The sequence below is a fragment of the Ruegeria arenilitoris genome, assembly GCF_013030265.1.
In the GTDB taxonomy this organism is placed as follows: Bacteria; Pseudomonadota; Alphaproteobacteria; order Rhodobacterales; family Rhodobacteraceae; genus Ruegeria; species Ruegeria arenilitoris_E.
Genome location: NZ_WPZQ01000002.1, coordinates 1 through 18,363, shown reverse-complemented (window position 1 = coordinate 18,363; position 18,363 = coordinate 1). Strand labels below are relative to the sequence as shown.

The window sequence follows — 18,363 nt, the reverse complement described above, 5'->3', positions numbered from 1 at the left end:
CTATATCAACGTTTTCAGATGGGCAACGCGCAGATGCAGCTGCGCGCCTCACTGTTGCGTTGGGTCAACCGTTCAGGCGTTTCAACCGTGCTGTCACAGACAGTCCGTGTGCCTCAAGGCTCTCGGATTGCGCAAGCTTTTCGGCCGCAGGACCAATGGCGCGCAGGGCTTCGGGTGTCATGTGGCTGAGCGTGGTGCGCTTCAGGAAATCCATAACGCTGAGGCCAGATGAGAACCGGGCCGAACGCGCGGTGGGCAGCACATGGTTGGGGCCGCCGACATAGTCACCGATAGCTTCGGGTGTGTACTGGCCCAGGAAGATCGCGCCAGCATGCACGGTTTTCTTGCTCAGCGCGACAGGGTCTGCAATGCAAAGTTCCAGATGTTCGGGTGCAATTCTATTGGATAGTGCCGCCGCTTCATCCAGGTCTCGCACAGTAATGACTGCGCCGAAATCACGCCAGCTGGCCCCAGCTATATCCCGGCGCTGCAGCGTTTGCAGTCGCTTTTCGACCGCTTCGCTGACGGCCACACCAAAAGCGGCGTCATCGGTGACCAGGATGGATTGCGCGCTTTCGTCGTGCTCGGCCTGGCTCATAAGATCCAGTGCAATCCAGTCCGGGTCATTGTCCTTGTCAGCGATGACCAGAATTTCTGAAGGCCCCGCGATCATATCGATGCCGACCTTGCCGAAAACCCGACGCTTGGCCGCAGCAACGAAAGCGTTGCCCGGTCCGGTGATTTTGTCGACCGGAGCGATGGTTTCAGTGCCATACGCCAAAGCTGCAATCGCTTGCGCACCGCCAATGCGATAGATTTCATCCACACCAGAAAGCTGAGCCGCCAACAACACCAGCGGATTGATCTGACCATCCGGCGTGGGAACTGCAATCGCCAGACGCTCAACTCCCGCAACCTTGGCCGGGATTGCGTTCATCAATACGGATGAGGGGTAGGACGCCAGACCCCCCGGCACATAAAGGCCTGCTGCAGAAACTGCCGACCAGCGCCAGCCCAACGTCGCACCGGCTGCATCCGTCCATTCGTGATCCAAAGGCAGTTGCTTTTCGTGGTAGGCGCGGACGCGTTCCGCCGCCAGTTCCAGCGCGTCGCGATCTTCATCCGAAACCTGCCTGACCGCATCAGAGATTTCTTCTGCGCTGAAGGCCATCGTTGCCGGTGTCAGCTCCAGCCGGTCAAATTTCGCCGTCAACTCAATGACCGCAGCATCACCCCGGCTGCGCACATCATCAATGATCCCGGCGACCACTGCATCGACATCGGGACTGTCTTCGCGCTTGGCTGACAAGAGCGTCTGAAAGGCGGTTTCGAAATCAGAGGAGGTCGTGTCGAGGAAAACGGGCATGATTTGCAACTCCGGGCGTTTGAACGGGTCATATCGCCGGGATGCTGGCGCCTCAACCCTCAGTCCGCTAGGTGCAGCGATTTGCGCATTGGGAGCTGTGGAATACCGTTCCATTCTTGGCTCTGGCCTGAGTCCTGCCAGCCCCGGGCCAGATAAAACTCTCTCGCCGTACGCGTGGCCTCCAACTGTGCTTCTTTGCAACCAACAGATGCCAATTCGTGCTCGAGCCGGTTCAGCAAAGCAGAACCGATGCCCTGCCCCGTATGTGCAGGATCAACGTACAGCAAAGAAATCCTGCCTGTTTCGAACAATCCACCAACGGCGGCAACACGTCCGCCGTTTTCAGCCAGCCAGATCTGCGAACCTGCCTCTATCCACCCGCGGATCGTGGCAGGATCTTTATTGGCTGTCCAAAGGGCGATTTTTTCCGGATCGCCCTGATGGTCGATCTCACAAAGCAGCGCAATCGAACGGATCAGGACCCGGCTCAGATCGAATACATCAAAAACGGATGCACGACGCAGCACCAAATCCTTGGGCACTTCAGAAAATGCCTGCGATATGCCACGTTTGTTTTGCATTTACTCCGGGTGGTGCGGAGCCTGCCCGGACGGAGCCTGATACGGGCGTGTGACGTCCTTGAGCGTGACTTCAATGGCTTCTACCGACAAACGGATCGCACCGTCACCGGCCAATGTCAGCAGAACCTCACCAGCGCCATCTTCTCCGGCCTCGAAGTCAACGGACATCAACGACAGTATGGTGTCCTTGTCGCCGCGATCGATACCCTGACTCGCAACAGACAACACAGAATCAAACACCAGCAACGACTGCACGCGTTCAAAGGCCCGACCGCGACGCGCGGCGGCATCTTTGTCTTCCCAGCGGAAGCGGTTCAGCAACAGCCCGAATCGACGTTCTGAGGCACGCCATGTCATCTCGGTGACCGGGAACACAGCGTCCTGCGTCAGGGTCGAGATAACCTCAAGGTCATCAGCATCCTCGGCTCCAAGGTTCAGGGGGGCTTCGCGCCCTTCTTCAAAGGTTGCGTCTGTCATCAGCCCTTAATCCGTTCAATTTTTGCACCCACGCCTTCCAGCTTGCGCACCACATGTTCATATCCGCGGTCCAGATGATAGACCCGGCTGATTGTTGTCTCGCCTTCCGCTGCCAATCCGGCCAGAATCAGCGAGACCGAAGCACGCAGGTCCGTTGCCATAACGGGGGCGCCCTTCAGGTTCTCAACACCGGTTACAGTCGCCGTCCCCCCGTGAACTTCGATATTCGCGCCCATGCGCACCAATTCGGGGGCGTGCATGAAGCGGTTTTCAAAGATGCGCTCCTCCAGAACCGAGGTACCCTCAGCCGTGCACATCAGTGCCATCATTTGCGCCTGTAGATCTGTCGGGAATCCGGGGAACGGTTCGGTGACAACATCGACTGAGTTCACACGACCGTTCTTGCGAGCCACTTTCAGGCCCTTTTCAGTCTCTACAACACTCACACCGGCAGCATCCAGTTTGGCCGCAAAGGATTCAATGAGCCCCAATCGACCGCCCAACAACTCAACCTCGCCACCGCAGATCGCGGGGGCCAGCATATAGGTGCCCAGCTCAATCCGATCGGTCACGACCTGATGCGTCGCGCCATGCAGGCGATCCACGCCCTGAATTTCGATAGTCGGAGTTCCCTCACCCGAAATCTGCGCACCCATCTTGCGCAGACACTCGACCAGATCGACGATCTCAGGCTCACGCGCGGCGTTCTTCAGAACCGTTGTTCCCTTTGCCAAAGTTGCAGCCATAACGATGTTCTCGGTCGCACCGACAGAAGCAAAACGCATCTCATGCACTGCACCTTTAAGCCCACCCGGCGCCTGGGCGTGCAGATAACCATCCTTCAGCTCGATCTCTGCCCCCAAAGCCTCGAGCCCTTCGACGTGTAGGTCCATCGGCCGCGCGCCAATGGCACATCCGCCCGGCAGCGAAACCACGGCCTGTCCCAGCCGCGCCAGCATCGGGCCCAGCACAAGATTGGACGCCCGCATCTTCCGCACAATTTCGTAGTCTGCCGTGTGGCTCGTCAGGTCATGACTGGACATGGCCAACACCTGCCCGTCCTGCAGCGCAGAAACCTCGGCCCCCAGCGATTGCAGCAACAGCGACATGGTCTTGATGTCACTCAGCCGCGGCGCATTGGTCAGCGTCAGCGGTTCTTCGCTCAACAAAGTTGCCGGCATCAGCGTCAGGCAGGCGTTTTTAGCGCCTGCAATCGGAATCTGGCCATTAAGCGGGCCGTTGCCCGTAACTAGAATCGAATCCATCTGCTCTTATCCCTCGTCCTGATCCGGCTTGGTATCAGAAGTCGCGCGCGCCTTCGCCTGCGCCTTACGCCGTGCAAGGTTAGCCTTCAATGCGGCCTTTAGCCGATCTTCGCGTGCGTCCCCGGATTTGCCGTGTTTTTTAGGTGAATTTTTATCTGCCATGATCTTTCTCTACAGGAGGCGAAAAAAACCGTCCAGACACCCTTGCACCCTGTTTCGTTTGAGTCTAATCACCCGCCACAGCGCTGCTGTAGCTCAGAGGTAGAGCACTCCCTTGGTAAGGGAGAGGTCGAGAGTTCAATTCTCTCCAGCAGCACCATTCAACCGATATATTTCACTCACTTGCTATAGCTCATACAGAGCTCTGGGCAAAAGTCGTAAAGCTGGGCAGATCCGGCACCTTTGTATGGCAGGGATTTCACGCAGTTCCGGCGCAGGCTTGCACAGAAGGGAAATGCGGGTTCCATGAAGTCGCATGCGATCAAAGCCAGAGACCTATCAAGTCGCAGAATTCATCAGATGAACGCTTGATATGTCGTGCCCGACGATAATGCACTAGAGATCAGAGCGAACATTTCTCAACTCAATTAATCCACTTTCTTCATCAAAGCATCGAGACAGTCTTTCGAGGAAGAACGAGGGCACCAACACACGTCCACGGATAAGACTCGCACTCCTTCTTTGATCTACATGATGAAGCGCCACGTTGTGTGGGATCGCCGAACTCTGAGCACATTCGCTGTTAGACAGGAAGTAGATTAGATACAGCCCCTAGGGTCAACCAACGAGGCACTATTGCAGCAACGCCGCCAACTCATTAATTTTATTTTATAAATGGTGCCCGGGGGCGGAATCGAACCACCGACACGAGGATTTTCAATCCACTGCTCTACCCCTGAGCTACCCGGGCACGGGAACGACTTTCATCGTTGGGTGGAGGCCTTCTATGACTTGCACCAGGCAGTGTCCAGAGGCTTTTTTACATTTTTTCAATGCGGGCGCTGTAAGCTTTGTTCACCCAGAGATTCTTCGCTTTCAACGTCCTCCTCACGCTGTGATGGCACAGCGTAGGAGCCATTCAGCCATTTGGCCAAATCGATATCGGCACAGCGTTTCGAGCAGAACGGGCGGAACTTTGTCACGGTGTCCTCGCCGCAGATCGGACAGCTCATTTCAACACCTCCGACAATGGAATTCGACCGCGTTTACGCTGAAGCTCGAAGTGGCCAAGAGGTGTCCAGCCGGCCAGGGTCGTTTCCATCGGGTCCGCTTTGAATGCGGCCCGAAGCGATGATTCAAAACCGCGCCGGTCTTTTTTGGGCATCGGCGCTAGATCCAAGGTAATCTGGCCACCCAATCCACGCACACGCAGTGCCCGGGCCAACAGCTTGGCGCAGGCAAAGTTTGCTTTTGTTCCGGCAGCCAGTGAAGTGTCTGCGCCTGTGTTCACATCAACGGCAACCAGAGCCCGGGTGGGTTGTATGTAAAAATGCCCTCCACCGGGAAGAGGTTCTGAGATTCCACGCGCAATTTCGAGCGCATCAAGGACGCCATGGTCCTCAAATCCACCGGATTGCGTCACAACATCAGCGGGTTCTGTCCATTCGCGCCAAGCCAACACATGCGGGCCATCGCCCTCAAGCATCACTTCAGGCTCGGTACTTTCGTCAGCAAGAACCTGATCCGCCTGCGCCAGCATAGCGCTGATATCTTCGGCAATCTCTTCAGCACCTTCTCCGGCACAGCATGAGCGCAGGATCAGGCCATACTTGCTGTCGCCCATCTGCTCGTGTGCGATTTCCAGCAGTCTGTCCCGCTCATCTTCGTCACGAATGCTGCGTGAGATATTCAGACCCGGCGCATCGGGCGTCACGATCGCAAATCGGCTTTTGAACAGGACGCGGTCGGTTACCGGCAGCGCCTTTCCGGGTTCAGCATACCCTGTGACCTGAACCAGAAGCATAGCGCCCGGAGCCAACCCTTTTACCTGCCGCAAAAAGGCCGGGCCATCCGGTGTTGTAAGAAACATCCCGCCTTGTCCTTTGACAGGGCGGTCGGCACGGGCGCGATAGATCGTCCCCAGTCGCGGGGCGTCTCCGTCAATCAGGAAATCATCCAGCTTGCCATCAACCATCAGAGCTGCGGCTTCGCGATTGTCGATGTGATCAAGAACGATGGTGCGACCCTTCATGGTGCCTCACGATACAGGGGGTAGCCGATACCTTGCAAAAGGGCGGCGGTTTCAGACAGGGGCAGTCCTACGATGCCCGTAAACGAACCCGAAATCCACGGAATGAAAGCTCCGGCTGGCCCTTGAATGGCATAAGCGCCTGCTTTGCCTTGCCAATCCCCGGTTGCCAGATAAGCGTTGATCTCAACATCTGACAGCCGTTTGACCTTGACCTGAGAAACAACGTCGCGCTGCAGTATTTTGTCACCGCGCCGCACAGCCACCGAAGTAATTACGCGGTGTCGCCGACCTGACAGGGCATGCAGGAATTCGGCTGCTTGGCCCACGCTTTCGGGCTTGCCCAAAATGCGGCGACCCAACGCAACTGTGGTATCTGCGCACAGAGTGACGTCATCTTTATCCGCCTGAACTGCCTGCACTTTTGCACGCGTAATGCGGCTGCAATAGGGAACCGGCAGCTCACCTTTCAGCGGGGTTTCGTCGATGTCAGGCGCACGAATTGCATCGGGCTGCACGCCAAGCTGGGCCAACAGGTCCAGCCGCCTTGGGCTGCCCGATCCTAAGATAAACGCCATTGCGGCAGGCGTTACTTGAAGCGGTAGTTGATCCGACCCTTGGTCAGATCATAAGGGGTCATTTCGACCTGAACTTTGTCGCCGGCCAGAACACGGATGCGGTTTTTGCGCATCTTGCCTGCCGTATGTGCGATGATCTCATGGCCGTTTTCCAGCTCGACCCGAAACGTCGCATTAGGCAGGAGTTCCTTCACGACACCGGGAAATTCGAGCGTATCTTCCTTGGCCATGTTGTCTCCATCATTACGTTGCACCTGCAGAATCTGCAGTGTGTGCGCTTAAATGAGCCTATTTCGGCCTTATTTCAAGGGTGGAATCACCTAAAGGCGACACAATGTGACCGAATCGACTCGGCTGTCCTGCTCAGCCCAGTGCGACCGGTTCAACACACGGCCATCTGCACGGACATGAGCAATAGCCGACAAGTCGACCTCGGCATAGGTCCAACCCGGCTTGTTCAACTGACCTTCGGCCAGGACGCCGGTTTCAGGAAAGCCGGTATCCGGTGGGCCGAATATGCCACCTGTTCCGGTGTTCATATCCACCGCTTCGGACCATTCATTACTGCCCACTAGTGATGACATGACCGTAACACATTGATTTTCAAGGGCACGTGACATAGCACCGATGCGAACACGCCAATACCCTGACAGCGCTTCGGTGCAGGACGGCACCAGGATCAGATCGGCCTCCTGAAGGGCGCGGCCCAGCAAGGGAAACTCACTGTCGTAGCAGATCAACACTCCGATTTTGCCGAGTGCGGTGTCGAACAATTTCAACGCACCGCCGGGAGCAATGTCCCAGTCCTCTCGCTCGAAACGCGTCATGATCTGCTTGTCCTGATGATCCTGGCCGCCCTCTGGCGTGTAGAGCTCGGCCCGGTTTACGGGTCGGCCGGGACCTTCCAGAACCGGGGCGGATGCACCCAGAATGTGTGTTTTGTACTCTTTCGCGAGGCGGGTATGCAGGTTTTGTACATCCCCCATCCGATCTGAAACCGAACGGATCGAACGCTCCAGATCTCCGGCAACTTCGGCACCATCCAATGTCGACAATTCCATTGCGCCATATTCAGGGAAGACGAGCAACTCGGCCCCCTGCCCCGCCGCCTCCGAGACCCAACGGTCAAGCTTGTCCTCGTACTGTGTCCAACTGTCGAGCCAATCGAGATCGTAGGCGGCTGTGGCGACTTTCATTACTGAGTTCCCTGAAGCGGATTTGGCGAGACACTAGAAGAGGACAGGACGGAGTGTACAGACCATTTGTGCGATCGGATGGAAATGACCAACAGAATCGCTGCGCAGCGAAATGCGGCTTATTCAGATTGAAAGTCTCACCCCGAGCAGCCTTACACTCGCAGCTCAATTTCCGTTGCAAACTTTGAAAACTGCTGTGTGCTCATACAGTTCTTGCAAGCATCAGCAGGACAGCGCTTTTGAATCGCACACAGCTGTCCGGGTATTGCTGAAAATTGCGCAACGCTCTGCACGTCGGCCGTGGTGACACCAAAATAGTCCTCGACAAAAGCACAGGGTGCTATGTTGCCCTTTTCATCTATGAACAAGAAGTTGCGGGCGACCTGACAATCGTCAATTTTCAGCGCCACGTTTTTGGCAGAGTCAGCTATCCGCCCGATATAGGGATCACCGCCAAGCAGCTCTACCCCTCGGCTCTTCAACCTTGATCTGAGACCTGGGAGGACCCTCTTTAACTTGGTCACGTCATCAGCGGTCAAGCGATTTTGGGGAAAGAACTCTGGCCTGTCACGACCCCCAAGCTGGTTGAAGGTGATTTGGGAAACACCCCAATCCGCCAGCACGGCACACAGGTTTTCGAATTCGCCAAGCGTGTCATGCATCAGCACGACATTTGCCCGTACGCGCAACGCACTGTTCTTTGCCAAAGCATCCTCTGCCAGCTTCGGAACCCAGCGCTCCAGCTTTGTGAACCCTCCGCGCCAGCCGCGCAGGTCCTCGTGGCGCTGACCGATTGCATCGACGCTAAGTGTCACTTCATCGAACTGATCCGCCAATCTCGCGCGCAAGCTGCTTGAGCCGAGCGTTGTGCCGTTGGTTGTCAGGCTTTGCGCCAGCCCTGCCTTCGCCGCCTGGTCAGTCATCCTTCCGAAATCCTGCCAGAGGGTCGGCTCACCGCCAAGCCAGCTCAGCATGACTTTGCGACCTTCGGCCTGTTGCAGACCGGCCAACAGCCCGATCACCCGGCTAACTTCTGCGGGGGAGGCCGCAGAACGCGGGAACGCCAACCTTTTATCATATGCGCAGAATGGACAAGCGAGATTACATGTGTCCATCACGCGCCACAGAACAACTAAGGGCGGAGTGTCCAACTGATCCAACATTGTAGATTCCTCATGCAATTTGCAAAATGCAAGTTGCATGTTGCTGACATATGAGTCAAGTATTTTGGATGACAATCTACCCTGCCCCCATTCTGACTGTTGATGTTGTGCTTCTGGAGCTGCGGGAAGAAACGCTTTGGGTCGGAATCCTTCAGCGAGGAGATGCCCCCTATTCCGGAAGCAATGCCCTACCGGGCGGCTTCGTTCACACGGATGAAGATGCCAATACAGAAGCTACTGCATTGCGCATCATCCGGGAAAAGACCGGTCTAAATGGTGTGTTCTGTGAACAGTTGGGCACGTTCTCCAGCCCTGACCGGGACCCGCGCGGTTGGTCAGCGACCGTCGTTTATTACGCGTTGGTCCGCGGCGAGAGGCCAACTGAAACCGCGCTGAAGTGGGTGCCTGTCGACGAACCCGGAGATTTGGCCTTTGATCACAATGCCATTGTTGCGGCAGCTACTGACAGGCTTCGGGCCAAGGGGAGCTGGTCTAATCTTCCGGCGTTCCTTTTGCCGCCGACGTTCACCTATTCTGAACTACGCCGAACATACGAGCTTGTTCTCGGGACGAACCTGAACGACAGCGCCTTCCGCCGAAAGATGGACGAAATGAACCTGATCGAGCCCGTTGTCGGACAAAAGAGCAAAGCGACTGCGCGCCCTGCTCAATTGTTCAAGCTTAAAAGCGAGGCCATTTGCTCGCTGAATCGTCGCATCTGATCAACGAAGCGGACGCCAGTACCCTTACCTCCGCCCCTTCTTTCGGTTCTTCCAGAACGGCGGAACGTCGCCGGCCATGATGCAGCCGTAGGGATCGATATAGTCTTCGATCTCGGCCAGATCATACGACTTTATCTGCGCTACGACGCTATCGGCGCTTTTGTAACTGGATGGCAGCTCCGACGCATCGACCGCACCGGCGTGGAACCGGATATCCAGCCCCTCGGTTTCGGCCCGCAGCATCTGTTCGGGCGTGACCGACCCCATGCGCCGCTTGTGTTCCGAGCGCGAGAAGTTGCGCCCCGCGCCATGCGGACTGAACCCCAAACCGTGATCCGCGTCCTTACCACGCACAACCAGTACGGGCTCGGACATGTTCAGCGGGATCAGCGTCAGACCTGTGGCATCAGCGGCGTAATCACCCCAGGCAGGAGTCGCGCCCTTGCCATGGAAGAACAGATCACCACGTTTGAACACAAAGTTATGCTCGTTCCAGAATCTTTCACCAACATCCCCAACGCGTGCCGCCTCGACCGTGGTCTGGTGGATCGCGTTATGGTTGGCTTTGGTCCACTTGCGGATCAGTTGCAGCGCTTCCCAGTAGTCCCGACCTTCCTCGGTGTCGGCAGGAATCCAGGCGTTCTGCTTGGCGGTCTTTGGCGACAGCTCTTTCCGGAACCGTTCGGCCACAACCATGCCGTTCTTGTACAGAACCGCCCCCGGACCACGCGATCCGTGATGGGTTACGATCGCAGTCCGTCCGGTTTTGCGGGACCGACCGACGAACAGAAAATGGTTTCCATCGCCCTGGGTACCCATATGTTCCTGCGCCATGCGCAGAGATTTCGGGTTGTCCAGAAACGGGTTCTCACGGAATGCATCCAGCAGCTTGAGCGATGTTGTAAACCGCTTGCCCTGCGGGCGCCCGCCGGGTCCGAAATGGGTCACCGATTGCGCCGCATCCAGAACCGTCTTGGGATCAGCATCGCCCAGATCCGTGATCATCACCGAACAACAGATATCCGCCGAATGCATCCCCGGATGGATCGCATTGCGAGCGGCGGCCACACCCCCCACAGGGATCGTTCCAACCGGCCCCGCCGGACAGGCATCGGGCATGATCGCACCGGCTTCGATCGTCGGCGTCCGCATCAGGGCGGTCATCGTCTCACGCACTTTCGCGACGTTGTCCTCTTCATCGGGATCACTGGCCTCGATGTTTTCTTGAAAGGTGACTTCGCCCGGCAGGCGCGGATCCATCGTGACCGGTGCCGGTGGGATTTCGCCCTCCAGCTCCTGCCGGATCCGCACCAGCCCGAACCCTTCGGCCCGCATCTCATTCGCGCGCGCCAGAAGGGTCGGGAATTGCTTCCCCGGGCGGTGTCCCCAATCTTTCAGATGTTCCCCGGTTACGGGATATACTTCGGTTTCTTCAGTCATTGGTCTTCTCGCTCGCAACGTCATACTTGCTTTGCGGTGTTTCTTCGAATTTCTTGACCCAAGATTTCGCACGGTCTTCTGAGATACCTAGGCTTTTAGAAACTTTCTTGATGAGCGAATGATTGCTTCGCCCCGGGTGAAGGCTTGTTAGAAGCTGCAGGTGCCGAAGGCGCGCATCAGGGAAATCCTCAAAGAAATCACTCATGCTTTCCAGCGGCATCTGGCGGTGTGCCCGCAGCGCTTTTCGAATCCACATTTCTTCCCCGCCGCTGCTCTCGAGCCGGCGGGCATAATCTAGATCAGTTTCCGACTCTAGCGGAGGATGATTTCGGTAGTCTTCCATTGCTCTATCTCAATCTCAGGCCCCGGCGACAAAAAGTGAAGAAACAATTGGGAGGCCCGCCCCGCATCTGAATGGGCAGATACGTTTGCCGTCTGGGCGCCGGCACGGAGGGGAGTTGAACCCGCTCGGCCTGTCCCTGTTGCGCCATGTAGTTCCTTCGGCATTCGCCGGGGTTTTCCTTTCGTTTCGGGTCAGGCAGACAAGAGTTGGTGAGACAGCGCCCTTTACGGGCGCGGATCGTAAACAGCGATGTAGTCCCACCGGCATTCTGCCTGATGTTGTCAGGTCCCGGCGACAAATCCTGATGAGCAAATCTCTCTACCCGCTCTCTCCACTGAGCTCGCCGCAAGGAGCAACGTTGGGGCGTGAACCCAAATTGGCAGACCCTGAAGGCCCATCGGCATTCGCCGGGAATTATCTGTCGGGTCAGGCGGACAAGTGATTTGTGAGACATCTGACAGAGTTCAAGGCTGTAGTCCCACAGGCATTCCGCCTGACCCGTTTTCATAGTTCGATCTTTTCGATCTCGCCGACCCAGTGATCGGGGCCGGTTCGACCGGTGGTAAAGGCAGCGATCTGGTCAAAGACCGCATCCGAGAACCCACCCACGTTCAACACGTCGGACCGTGTCTGTGCCTGTGTGGTCCCGTATGGGGCGATGTCGATGCAGACCAGTTTGGCCTTCGGGTTGCGACGTTTGATCACTTCCCACTCGGTCAACATCGCGGTCCCCTGCCCGCCGCCCCGGGCATCAACCCAGGATTGGTTGTCGGACACGAACACCACCAGATCCGGCGCGCGACCACGCTCGTTCAGCCACTTCAGCGGTGCGGAACAGTTTGTCCCACCACCGGCCAGAGCGGCCAAACGCTCGGCATTGGTCAGGATCGTGTCGCGCGGCTGCAGACGTACATTGCGCACATCGAAGTCGAACGGCAGCACCTGAGATCCGCGGTTCACGCGCTGGAAGGACGCCGCTACCAGTGCCGCCACATCCACGTGGCGCACGGCAGAGGTTGCCCCGGCACGATACCCGGTTACGGCCCATGTCATCGAACCCGAAACGTCCGGGCACACGACAACCTGTCCCGAAACCTTGGGCACATTCTGCACCGCGATTTCCATCGCATCGTGCAGCGCATCCACGATCTCGCGCGGCATATCACCGGTCACGTTTTGCGCCGCCACCATCAACTGGTACGGAAAAGCACGTGCCTTGGCGATGGCTTGCGGGTCTCGCAGCAATGAGGCGACGTGATCCACGTTCTTTGCCACATCGAAAACGCCGTGACGCTGAAACGTGTTCAGGTTCTGCCGCACCATTTGCCACGAGCCTTTGCGTGCGATCTGCGCCCAGTGCTGTGGCGTCAGATTCAGCGGCGTCAGCATCTGAAACGGAACATCCGGCATCGGACCTTTGCCGGTTTCCCGGAACGCGATCCAGTCCTGCAAGGCCTGTGGCAGCCGCGCCAGATTGCACGGCCGCCCGACGATCCAGGCAAACAGCGCCTCCCGTTCGGCCGAGGCCGGTTTCGGGTGCACCATCTTGATCACGTCCGCCAGTGACGGGTCACTCCCGATATTGGCGTTCAGCAGCGCCCGGTCAGACGCGGTGTTCAACCAGTTCTGCACCATCGCTTTCGGCGCTGACCCCAGAGACTTACGCCCCGTCTGACCTGACCGGATGACCTGCACAAAAGTGCGCAGCATCTTGCCGTTATCCACCACCCGACCAAACGCCGCGCGAAACAGAACCGGATCACGCCGAGCCAGCACAGCCAGCAACACGGCAGGCATATCCTTCATGTACCCGGATTGACGGGCATAGATCGCCGTCTGCGCAAGAAACCTCGGCTCAACGACCTCGGCCACATCCAGAACGTATTCCAGCTCTTCCTGCGGCGTTTGATAGAACATGCCCCCGAAGGTGCCGGTTACGGCGACCTGTGCCAGAGCATGGGCATCGGAATAAGCATAGGCCGGTGCGCCATGCGCGTTATTTGCAGTTGCCTTTGGCAGCAACCGGCCCTTGATCGATGCAAACACGGATTTGTTCGCCATTTTCTTGTCCTCGTTATGTATGAGGAGGTTTTGCCATGGCGCGGGCATTGTGCAGAGAAAAATCCAATACAGACACAAAGCTTTGTTTTTAATGGATTAATTACAAATTTGAGCTTTATGGATTGTTGTTTTAATATCCAGAATTATCGCTTCTTATAGAAAATGATAGCAATGAAGAACGTCATCATCGGATTCCTCGGCACCCAACTGGATATGGGCAAGAAACGGCGCTGGAAGCCGACGCCCAGCCTCGTCTCGCATGATCATTTTGACGTCGACCGACTTGAACTTCTGTATGACCGGAAATTCAATCGCCTCGCTCATCAGGTCAAACAAGAGATCGCAGAGCTGTCTCCTGAAACCGAAGTTCTGCTGCAGCAAATGGACCTGGCCGATCCATGGGACTTTCAGGAGGTCTATGGCAAACTGTTCGACTTTGCCCGAAGCTATGGGTTTGACGAGGATCGTGAGCAATATCACGTCCACCTGACCACCGGCACCCACGTGGCACAGATCTGCTGGTTTTTGCTGACGGAAAGCCGCCACATCCCCGCACGACTGATCCAGACCGGTCCGCCCGGACCGGACGATGACACACCCAAATTCGATATCATTGATCTGGATCTCAGCCGTTACAACGCGCTGCAGCAGCGGTTCGATCAGCTATCGCGCGAATACAGTGACCAGTTGAAAGGTGGAATCGAGACGCGCAACAGGCAGTACAATACCCTTATCGATCGGATCGAAGTGGTCGCCAGCAACTCGGACGAGCCGATCCTGTTGCTGGGCGAAACCGGTACCGGAAAAACGGAACTCGCTGAACGGATTTACAACCTCAAGCTTGATCGGCGCCGTATCAAGGGGCGGCTGGTTCACGTGAATTGTGCCACACTGAACGGACCCGACGCACAGGCGACGCTGTTCGGGCAGCGGCGCAGTTATCTGGGGCAGGCCGGATCCGAACGCGGTGGATTGCTGCGAGAGGCGGATGGCGGTGTGCTTTTTCTGGATGAGATCGACGAGTTGGGCTGGAACGAACAGTCCGTCCTGCTGCATGCCATTGAAACCGGGCGCTTCTACCCCCTGGGTTCGGACCACGAAATCACTAGCCGGTTCCAGATCATTGCTGGCGCCAATCGCGATTTGCATATGCTGGCCGCTGCCGGACAGTTTCGTCAGGACCTGCTGGCGCGGCTGAACATGTGGCACTTCAGGCTCCCTGCCCTGCGCGCGCGCCGTGAAGATATCGAAGCCAATCTGATGTTCGAACTCGCCCGGTCAGAACGCGCCCTCGGCACGCGGGTTGGCTTTAACGCAGATGCGCATGATGCCTATCTGAAATTCGCAAATAACCCCGCCACTTTGTGGCCCGGCAATTTTAGGGACTTTAGCGGATCGGTTAAACGCCTGTGCACCCTTGCACCCCGCGGACGGATCACCCGGGCTATGGTCGAGGATGAGATCCTGAACCTGCAAACCGGCTGGTTTGCTGCTGCCACGGACACCGATTTCTCGTTGGTGCGGAAGGTACTTGGCGAAGCCGCCGGCGATATCGACCCCTTTGACATGGTGCAATTGGCCAAGGTCATACACACCTGTCAGAACGCGCCCAGCATCAGTGCCGCGGGCCGGATGCTGTTTGCGGTGTCACGACAAAAGCGCAAAACTCAGAATGATGCGGATCGATTACGAAAGTACCTGCAGAAGTTCGGACTGGATTGGGACACTTTGACCATCGGAACATCTGGCTGAATTGTTCATCGTAACCTGAGTTTGGCGGAGTCCTAACGCGAGTCTGCAGATGCAGGTATCAGGAACCCTGCCACGCAGAAAAGCCCCGAGCGCAGAGCTGCCGCAAACAACCAAAAGATAACACAGACGTATTCCAGAACGAATCTGCATGAAACTTCGGGTGCCTATTTTCTGTCATGCGAGCCGAGAACCTCGCTGACAAAAAGGAAACACCATGAACTCCTCTATCGTAATGAAAATGACGATTGCCGCTGCATCTGGCCTGTCTCTTCTGGCGCTATCCACGTTCGTTTCGGCCGAACCAGCCGGGACAGAACAAGTGATCTCGCCCTCTGTTCCGTTTGCCAAGGCAATGGAAATCGCAACCAGTGCTGCAGAAGGTAATCTGGTGGCGCTTGAAGTGGATCACTACGGCAATAGCCCTGTCTACGTTGCCGAACTCGAGAGCAACACAACTCACACGAAGCTTCAGATCGACGGCGTATCCGGCGAAGTGCTCGCTAACAATACGATCTCAGCAGCCTCACCCGAAGCACTGCACGCGATGCTGGAGGAACTGGATCATGACGACGATGATGATGGTGATGATCATGACTTCGAACATGATGACCACGATGATGATCATTAAGTTCTAAACTTTTCAGGAGGTGATATACATTGCCTCCTGAACTTAGTTTTGGGTGCGATCAGGGTGAAACTGCTACTACTCGAAGACAATTTGGAAATTACTCAGCGGGTTGAGAAAGGCCTCGGAGAGGCCGGGCATTCCGTGGATTGCTTCGAAAACGGGCCTGATGCCCTTTTCGCGGCGACAACTCGTAGTTATGACGTGCTTATCCTTGACCGGATGGTTCCAGAACTTGACGGATTGTCGGTTCTCAAAGCATTGCGTGCTGCCAAGAACACAACACCGGTGCTGATGCTTACGGCATTGAACGAGGTGACCGATCGCGTTGAAGGGCTAGAAGCTGGTGCCGACGACTATCTTGCAAAACCATTTGCAATCAGCGAGCTAACAGCACGGATAGTCGCGATTTGCCGCCGGTCCCAGGCCATACAGGCGAACGAAGAAACCACGCTGAAATACGAAGACCTTGAACTGGACCTGCTCGCGCGGACCTGCCGCCGAGGTGATCAGATCATCGAGCTTCATGCCAAGGAAATCCGGTTGCTCGAGGTCTTTATGCGTAACAGAGGCCGGGTTTTAACGCGCTCCATGCTTTTGGAGAAGGTTTGGGATATCAACTTTGACCCTGAAACAAATGTTGTGAACACAAACGTAAGTCGACTGCGCAACAAGATAGACAAGCCCTTCAATACGGCGTTGCTCAGAACGGTTCGCGGGGCAGGCTATGTATTCGGTGCTTAGAAAGCTCCTGCGCATGAGTGCGCTGCGAAACACCCTGCTTCTTGCGGCGGTGTTCCTTGCGATCATCCTGATCGCAGGCAGCATTTTACGGTTCGAGCTTACGCGCCAGGTCTTTGATGCGATTGATGATGATCTGGCTTTGAATGCGCAGAGGTTCGAGAGTGCGGCAACGGCATCCGGACCGGGCGATTCAATATTCAACAATCTGATTACTGCACATTCCGGAGTATCCTTTGGGTATCTGTCTGCCCTGGGTGAGAATTTTGGCCCCGTCAGAAGCGTCGTCTTTGAGACACTGGGATTTCAAAATCTAACCCGGGCCGAACTGTTTCACGATCGTCGGTTCGCACCCGTCGATTCTGACAACTTCGAAGATCACGATGCCTATCATGAGTGGGAAGATGATCCGGATCTGTGGAGAGTTCTGGTCACGGACATAGGCCCGGATCGATTGGCGGTGTTCACACCCATTCATGAAATCGAGGATGCATTGGATCTGTTGCCCCAGATTATGTGGCCGATCACCATTGCCACTGTGATGGCGACGCTGGTTGTTGGGGTGTTTCTCGGGCTTGTTCAGCAGCGACGTATCAACAAAGTCCAAAGCGCATTCGAGCAAATAGCAATTGGCAATCTAGGCCATCGGATCCAACCTCAGTCATCACGAGATGACATGGACGACCTGATGCACGGCTTTGATACCGCCGCGACCCGGTTGGAAACTTCTGTCCAACAGATGAGAGATTTTTCCCGCAATGTGGCACATGAGCTTCGGACGCCTCTAAGTGAACTGCACCTCGCACTGGACAACATTGAGGACGGCCCGGAGCAGGAAAAAGCGATTGCAAAGGCTGATAAAGTCATGCGTACGTTCGATGCCATCCTGCGCATATCGCGATTGTCGGCAGGTACCGACCAATCACATATGTCGCCGATAGACCTCAATGCGATAGCGCAGCAGCTATATGATCTCTACACAGACAGTGTGGAAGAAGCGGGGCAATCCCTGACGCTGAACCTTGGAAATTGCAGAACCGTGACCGGCGACCGCCAGTTGTTGCTGCAACTCGGGTCAAACCTTATCGAGAATTCAATAAGATACGCAGGCGATGGCGCTCTGGTTTCAATCCAAACCGACGGCAACAGGTTGACTATTGCAGACACAGGACCGGGTATTCCTGCGAGAGATCGGGTGAATGTTCTACAGCCATTGTTCACATTGGATGGATCTCGTTCGAGGCAAGGAAATGGTCTGGGATTGGCGCTCGTGAAAGCGATTGCCGATCATCACGGAGCGATTTTGGAGCTGTCTGAAGGGAAAGAAGGCGGGTTGACTGTTTCGGTTTGCCTGAAGGAAAGCAGTTTAGCACCCCGAAACGGGTAGCTGTGGCCTCTGCCGCTTCGTTTAGCGATCGTCTAACCCCATTCGATTACCAGATACCCCCACACAAACTCATTTCAATTGGTATAGAGTTCCCCAGCTTTTAGAACGTGGCAGCCAAGCTAGTTGATACAGAACAGCCTGACCAGCGATGGATGCTACATGGGCTGATATGCAGCCCCTGCTGCTGTCTCTACAACGATAGTCTTTGCCTTTAAAACTAGGTCACTGTTTTGACTGCAAAAGCGGCCAGTCATCCTCTTCCACTAGATAAGCGGCGATGTCCAAAAACTTGGGCGTCTAGCGCCACCACAAGACTCTGTTTTCGAAACATTTAGAATGTCACCGTGCGGCCAGATTCAGCGCTTACTAAAGACCTCAATCAGGGGTTACATGTAGCGCTTACCGTTCACTATAGAAGGTGAATGCATTCTTTATTCCTTCCACAGTGCTTGCAACGGCGATGGTGTGAGCGCAAAGA

20 protein-coding genes and 2 tRNA genes are annotated in these 18,363 nt (G+C 56.1%); 7 read left to right on the top strand and 15 right to left on the bottom strand.

Annotation, left to right across the window (positions count from 1 at the left end; translation table 11 throughout):
• Window positions 1-64: 64 nt before the first annotated feature.
• The 5 genes from hisD to GOX61_RS02865 are packed head-to-tail and all read right to left on the bottom strand — an operon-like array spanning window position 65 to window position 3,851.
• Entirely contained in the window at window positions 65-1,366 is a 1,302-nt protein-coding gene (gene hisD / locus GOX61_RS02885) for a histidinol dehydrogenase (protein WP_170331137.1), read from the bottom strand.
• A 59-nt stretch (window positions 1,367-1,425) separates the two neighbouring features.
• A complete protein-coding gene (locus GOX61_RS02880; protein ID WP_170331135.1) occupies window positions 1,426-1,947 on the bottom strand; it encodes a GNAT family N-acetyltransferase in 522 nt (173 codons plus the stop codon).
• Window positions 1,948-2,424, bottom strand: a complete 477-nt coding sequence (locus tag GOX61_RS02875) for a DUF2948 family protein (RefSeq protein ID WP_155143286.1) — start codon at window positions 2,422-2,424, stop codon at window positions 1,948-1,950.
• On the bottom strand, window positions 2,424-3,689 hold the full coding sequence (murA, locus tag GOX61_RS02870; protein ID WP_170331133.1) for a UDP-N-acetylglucosamine 1-carboxyvinyltransferase: 1,266 nt from the start codon (window positions 3,687-3,689) through the stop codon (window positions 2,424-2,426). The genes GOX61_RS02875 and murA overlap by 1 nt, the downstream gene beginning before the upstream one ends.
• A gap of 6 nt (window positions 3,690-3,695) precedes the next feature.
• Window positions 3,696-3,851 carry a hypothetical protein gene (locus GOX61_RS02865; protein WP_170331131.1) on the bottom strand — a complete coding sequence of 52 codons (156 nt, stop codon included), beginning with the start codon at window positions 3,849-3,851 and terminating at the stop codon, window positions 3,696-3,698.
• Between the two features lie 82 nt (window positions 3,852-3,933).
• Here GOX61_RS02865 and GOX61_RS02860 point away from each other — a divergent pair.
• Window positions 3,934-4,008, top strand: a tRNA-Thr gene (locus GOX61_RS02860).
• A gap of 516 nt (window positions 4,009-4,524) precedes the next feature.
• On the opposite strand, the gene GOX61_RS02855 is transcribed toward GOX61_RS02860, so the two are convergent.
• From GOX61_RS02855 to GOX61_RS02825, 7 genes are all read right to left on the bottom strand, one after another.
• Window positions 4,525-4,599 (bottom strand) — tRNA-Phe (locus tag GOX61_RS02855).
• Window positions 4,600-4,678: 79 nt separating this feature from the next.
• The gene (locus GOX61_RS02850; RefSeq protein ID WP_155143281.1) at window positions 4,679-4,861 is read right to left on the bottom strand and encodes a DNA gyrase inhibitor YacG; all 183 of its coding nucleotides are present in this window, start codon (window positions 4,859-4,861) and stop codon (window positions 4,679-4,681) included.
• Window positions 4,858-5,880 carry a ribonuclease E/G gene (locus tag GOX61_RS02845; RefSeq protein WP_170331129.1) on the bottom strand — a complete coding sequence of 341 codons (1,023 nt, stop codon included), beginning with the start codon at window positions 5,878-5,880 and terminating at the stop codon, window positions 4,858-4,860. The genes GOX61_RS02850 and GOX61_RS02845 overlap by 4 nt, the downstream gene beginning before the upstream one ends.
• Entirely contained in the window at window positions 5,877-6,455 is a 579-nt protein-coding gene (locus GOX61_RS02840) for a Maf family protein (protein ID WP_170331127.1), read from the bottom strand. The genes GOX61_RS02845 and GOX61_RS02840 overlap by 4 nt, the downstream gene beginning before the upstream one ends.
• 11 nt (window positions 6,456-6,466) lie before the next feature.
• Window positions 6,467-6,685, bottom strand: coding sequence for a translation initiation factor IF-1 (infA, locus tag GOX61_RS02835; protein ID WP_005978431.1), 219 nt, complete (start codon window positions 6,683-6,685; stop codon window positions 6,467-6,469).
• Between the two features lie 90 nt (window positions 6,686-6,775).
• Entirely contained in the window at window positions 6,776-7,651 is an 876-nt protein-coding gene (locus GOX61_RS02830; RefSeq protein ID WP_170331125.1) for a carbon-nitrogen hydrolase family protein, read from the bottom strand.
• Window positions 7,652-7,803: 152 nt separating this feature from the next.
• Window positions 7,804-8,814: a radical SAM protein gene (locus tag GOX61_RS02825; protein ID WP_170331124.1), complete on the bottom strand. Its 1,011-nt coding sequence runs from the start codon at window positions 8,812-8,814 to the stop codon at window positions 7,804-7,806.
• Between the two features lie 50 nt (window positions 8,815-8,864).
• On the opposite strand from GOX61_RS02825, the gene GOX61_RS02820 reads away from it, so the two are divergent.
• Window positions 8,865-9,536 (top strand): NUDIX hydrolase, encoded by a 672-nt coding sequence (locus tag GOX61_RS02820; RefSeq protein WP_217353748.1) that lies wholly within the window; start codon window positions 8,865-8,867, stop codon window positions 9,534-9,536.
• A 24-nt stretch (window positions 9,537-9,560) separates the two neighbouring features.
• Here the strand turns inward: GOX61_RS02820 and GOX61_RS02815 are convergent, their stop codons facing one another.
• Window positions 9,561-10,976 carry an RtcB family protein gene (locus tag GOX61_RS02815; protein WP_170331122.1) on the bottom strand — a complete coding sequence of 472 codons (1,416 nt, stop codon included), beginning with the start codon at window positions 10,974-10,976 and terminating at the stop codon, window positions 9,561-9,563.
• Window positions 10,969-11,319, bottom strand: a complete 351-nt coding sequence (locus GOX61_RS02810) for a hypothetical protein (RefSeq protein WP_170331120.1) — start codon at window positions 11,317-11,319, stop codon at window positions 10,969-10,971. Before GOX61_RS02810 ends, GOX61_RS02815 begins: the two co-directional genes overlap by 8 nt.
• A gap of 304 nt (window positions 11,320-11,623) precedes the next feature.
• Between GOX61_RS02810 and GOX61_RS22330 the strand changes: the two genes are divergently transcribed.
• Window positions 11,624-11,761 carry a hypothetical protein gene (locus tag GOX61_RS22330; protein ID WP_217353747.1) on the top strand — a complete coding sequence of 46 codons (138 nt, stop codon included), beginning with the start codon at window positions 11,624-11,626 and terminating at the stop codon, window positions 11,759-11,761.
• A 62-nt stretch (window positions 11,762-11,823) separates the two neighbouring features.
• Here the strand turns inward: GOX61_RS22330 and GOX61_RS02805 are convergent, their stop codons facing one another.
• Window positions 11,824-13,380: a vWA domain-containing protein gene (locus GOX61_RS02805; RefSeq protein ID WP_170331118.1), complete on the bottom strand. Its 1,557-nt coding sequence runs from the start codon at window positions 13,378-13,380 to the stop codon at window positions 11,824-11,826.
• A gap of 171 nt (window positions 13,381-13,551) precedes the next feature.
• On the opposite strand from GOX61_RS02805, the gene rtcR reads away from it, so the two are divergent.
• The 4 genes from rtcR to GOX61_RS02785 all read left to right on the top strand — a co-directional run bounded on the left by rtcR (window position 13,552) and on the right by GOX61_RS02785 (window position 17,885).
• Entirely contained in the window at window positions 13,552-15,132 is a 1,581-nt protein-coding gene (rtcR, locus tag GOX61_RS02800) for an RNA repair transcriptional activator RtcR (protein WP_170331116.1), read from the top strand.
• Between the two features lie 214 nt (window positions 15,133-15,346).
• The gene (locus GOX61_RS02795) at window positions 15,347-15,760 is read left to right on the top strand and encodes a PepSY domain-containing protein (protein ID WP_217353746.1); all 414 of its coding nucleotides are present in this window, start codon (window positions 15,347-15,349) and stop codon (window positions 15,758-15,760) included.
• Window positions 15,761-15,823: 63 nt separating this feature from the next.
• Window positions 15,824-16,501, top strand: a complete 678-nt coding sequence (locus GOX61_RS02790) for a winged helix-turn-helix domain-containing protein (protein WP_170331112.1) — start codon at window positions 15,824-15,826, stop codon at window positions 16,499-16,501.
• A 13-nt stretch (window positions 16,502-16,514) separates the two neighbouring features.
• Window positions 16,515-17,885 carry a sensor histidine kinase gene (locus GOX61_RS02785; protein ID WP_170331110.1) on the top strand — a complete coding sequence of 457 codons (1,371 nt, stop codon included), beginning with the start codon at window positions 16,515-16,517 and terminating at the stop codon, window positions 17,883-17,885.
• Window positions 17,886-18,363: the final 478 nt, after the last annotated feature.

Coding starts and splice junctions, on each gene's coding strand:
- hisD (WP_170331137.1), bottom strand. CDS start 1,366: ATGCCCGTTTTCCTCGACACGACCTCCTCTGATTTCGAAACCGCCTTT.
- GOX61_RS02880 (WP_170331135.1), bottom strand. CDS start 1,947: ATGCAAAACAAACGTGGCATATCGCAGGCATTTTCTGAAGTGCCCAAG.
- GOX61_RS02875 (WP_155143286.1), bottom strand. CDS start 2,424: ATGACAGACGCAACCTTTGAAGAAGGGCGCGAAGCCCCCCTGAACCTT.
- murA (WP_170331133.1), bottom strand. CDS start 3,689: ATGGATTCGATTCTAGTTACGGGCAACGGCCCGCTTAATGGCCAGATT.
- GOX61_RS02865 (WP_170331131.1), bottom strand. CDS start 3,851: ATGGCAGATAAAAATTCACCTAAAAAACACGGCAAATCCGGGGACGCA.
- GOX61_RS02850 (WP_155143281.1), bottom strand. CDS start 4,861: ATGAGCTGTCCGATCTGCGGCGAGGACACCGTGACAAAGTTCCGCCCG.
- GOX61_RS02845 (WP_170331129.1), bottom strand. CDS start 5,880: ATGAAGGGTCGCACCATCGTTCTTGATCACATCGACAATCGCGAAGCC.
- GOX61_RS02840 (WP_170331127.1), bottom strand. CDS start 6,455: ATGGCGTTTATCTTAGGATCGGGCAGCCCAAGGCGGCTGGACCTGTTG.
- infA (WP_005978431.1), bottom strand. CDS start 6,685: ATGGCCAAGGAAGATACGCTCGAATTTCCCGGTGTCGTGAAGGAACTC.
- GOX61_RS02830 (WP_170331125.1), bottom strand. CDS start 7,651: ATGAAAGTCGCCACAGCCGCCTACGATCTCGATTGGCTCGACAGTTGG.
- GOX61_RS02825 (WP_170331124.1), bottom strand. CDS start 8,814: ATGTTGGATCAGTTGGACACTCCGCCCTTAGTTGTTCTGTGGCGCGTG.
- GOX61_RS02820 (WP_217353748.1), top strand. CDS start 8,865: ATGAGTCAAGTATTTTGGATGACAATCTACCCTGCCCCCATTCTGACT.
- GOX61_RS02815 (WP_170331122.1), bottom strand. CDS start 10,976: ATGACTGAAGAAACCGAAGTATATCCCGTAACCGGGGAACATCTGAAA.
- GOX61_RS02810 (WP_170331120.1), bottom strand. CDS start 11,319: ATGGAAGACTACCGAAATCATCCTCCGCTAGAGTCGGAAACTGATCTA.
- GOX61_RS22330 (WP_217353747.1), top strand. CDS start 11,624: ATGAGCAAATCTCTCTACCCGCTCTCTCCACTGAGCTCGCCGCAAGGA.
- GOX61_RS02805 (WP_170331118.1), bottom strand. CDS start 13,380: ATGGCGAACAAATCCGTGTTTGCATCGATCAAGGGCCGGTTGCTGCCA.
- rtcR (WP_170331116.1), top strand. CDS start 13,552: ATGAAGAACGTCATCATCGGATTCCTCGGCACCCAACTGGATATGGGC.
- GOX61_RS02795 (WP_217353746.1), top strand. CDS start 15,347: ATGAACTCCTCTATCGTAATGAAAATGACGATTGCCGCTGCATCTGGC.
- GOX61_RS02785 (WP_170331110.1), top strand. CDS start 16,515: ATGAGTGCGCTGCGAAACACCCTGCTTCTTGCGGCGGTGTTCCTTGCG.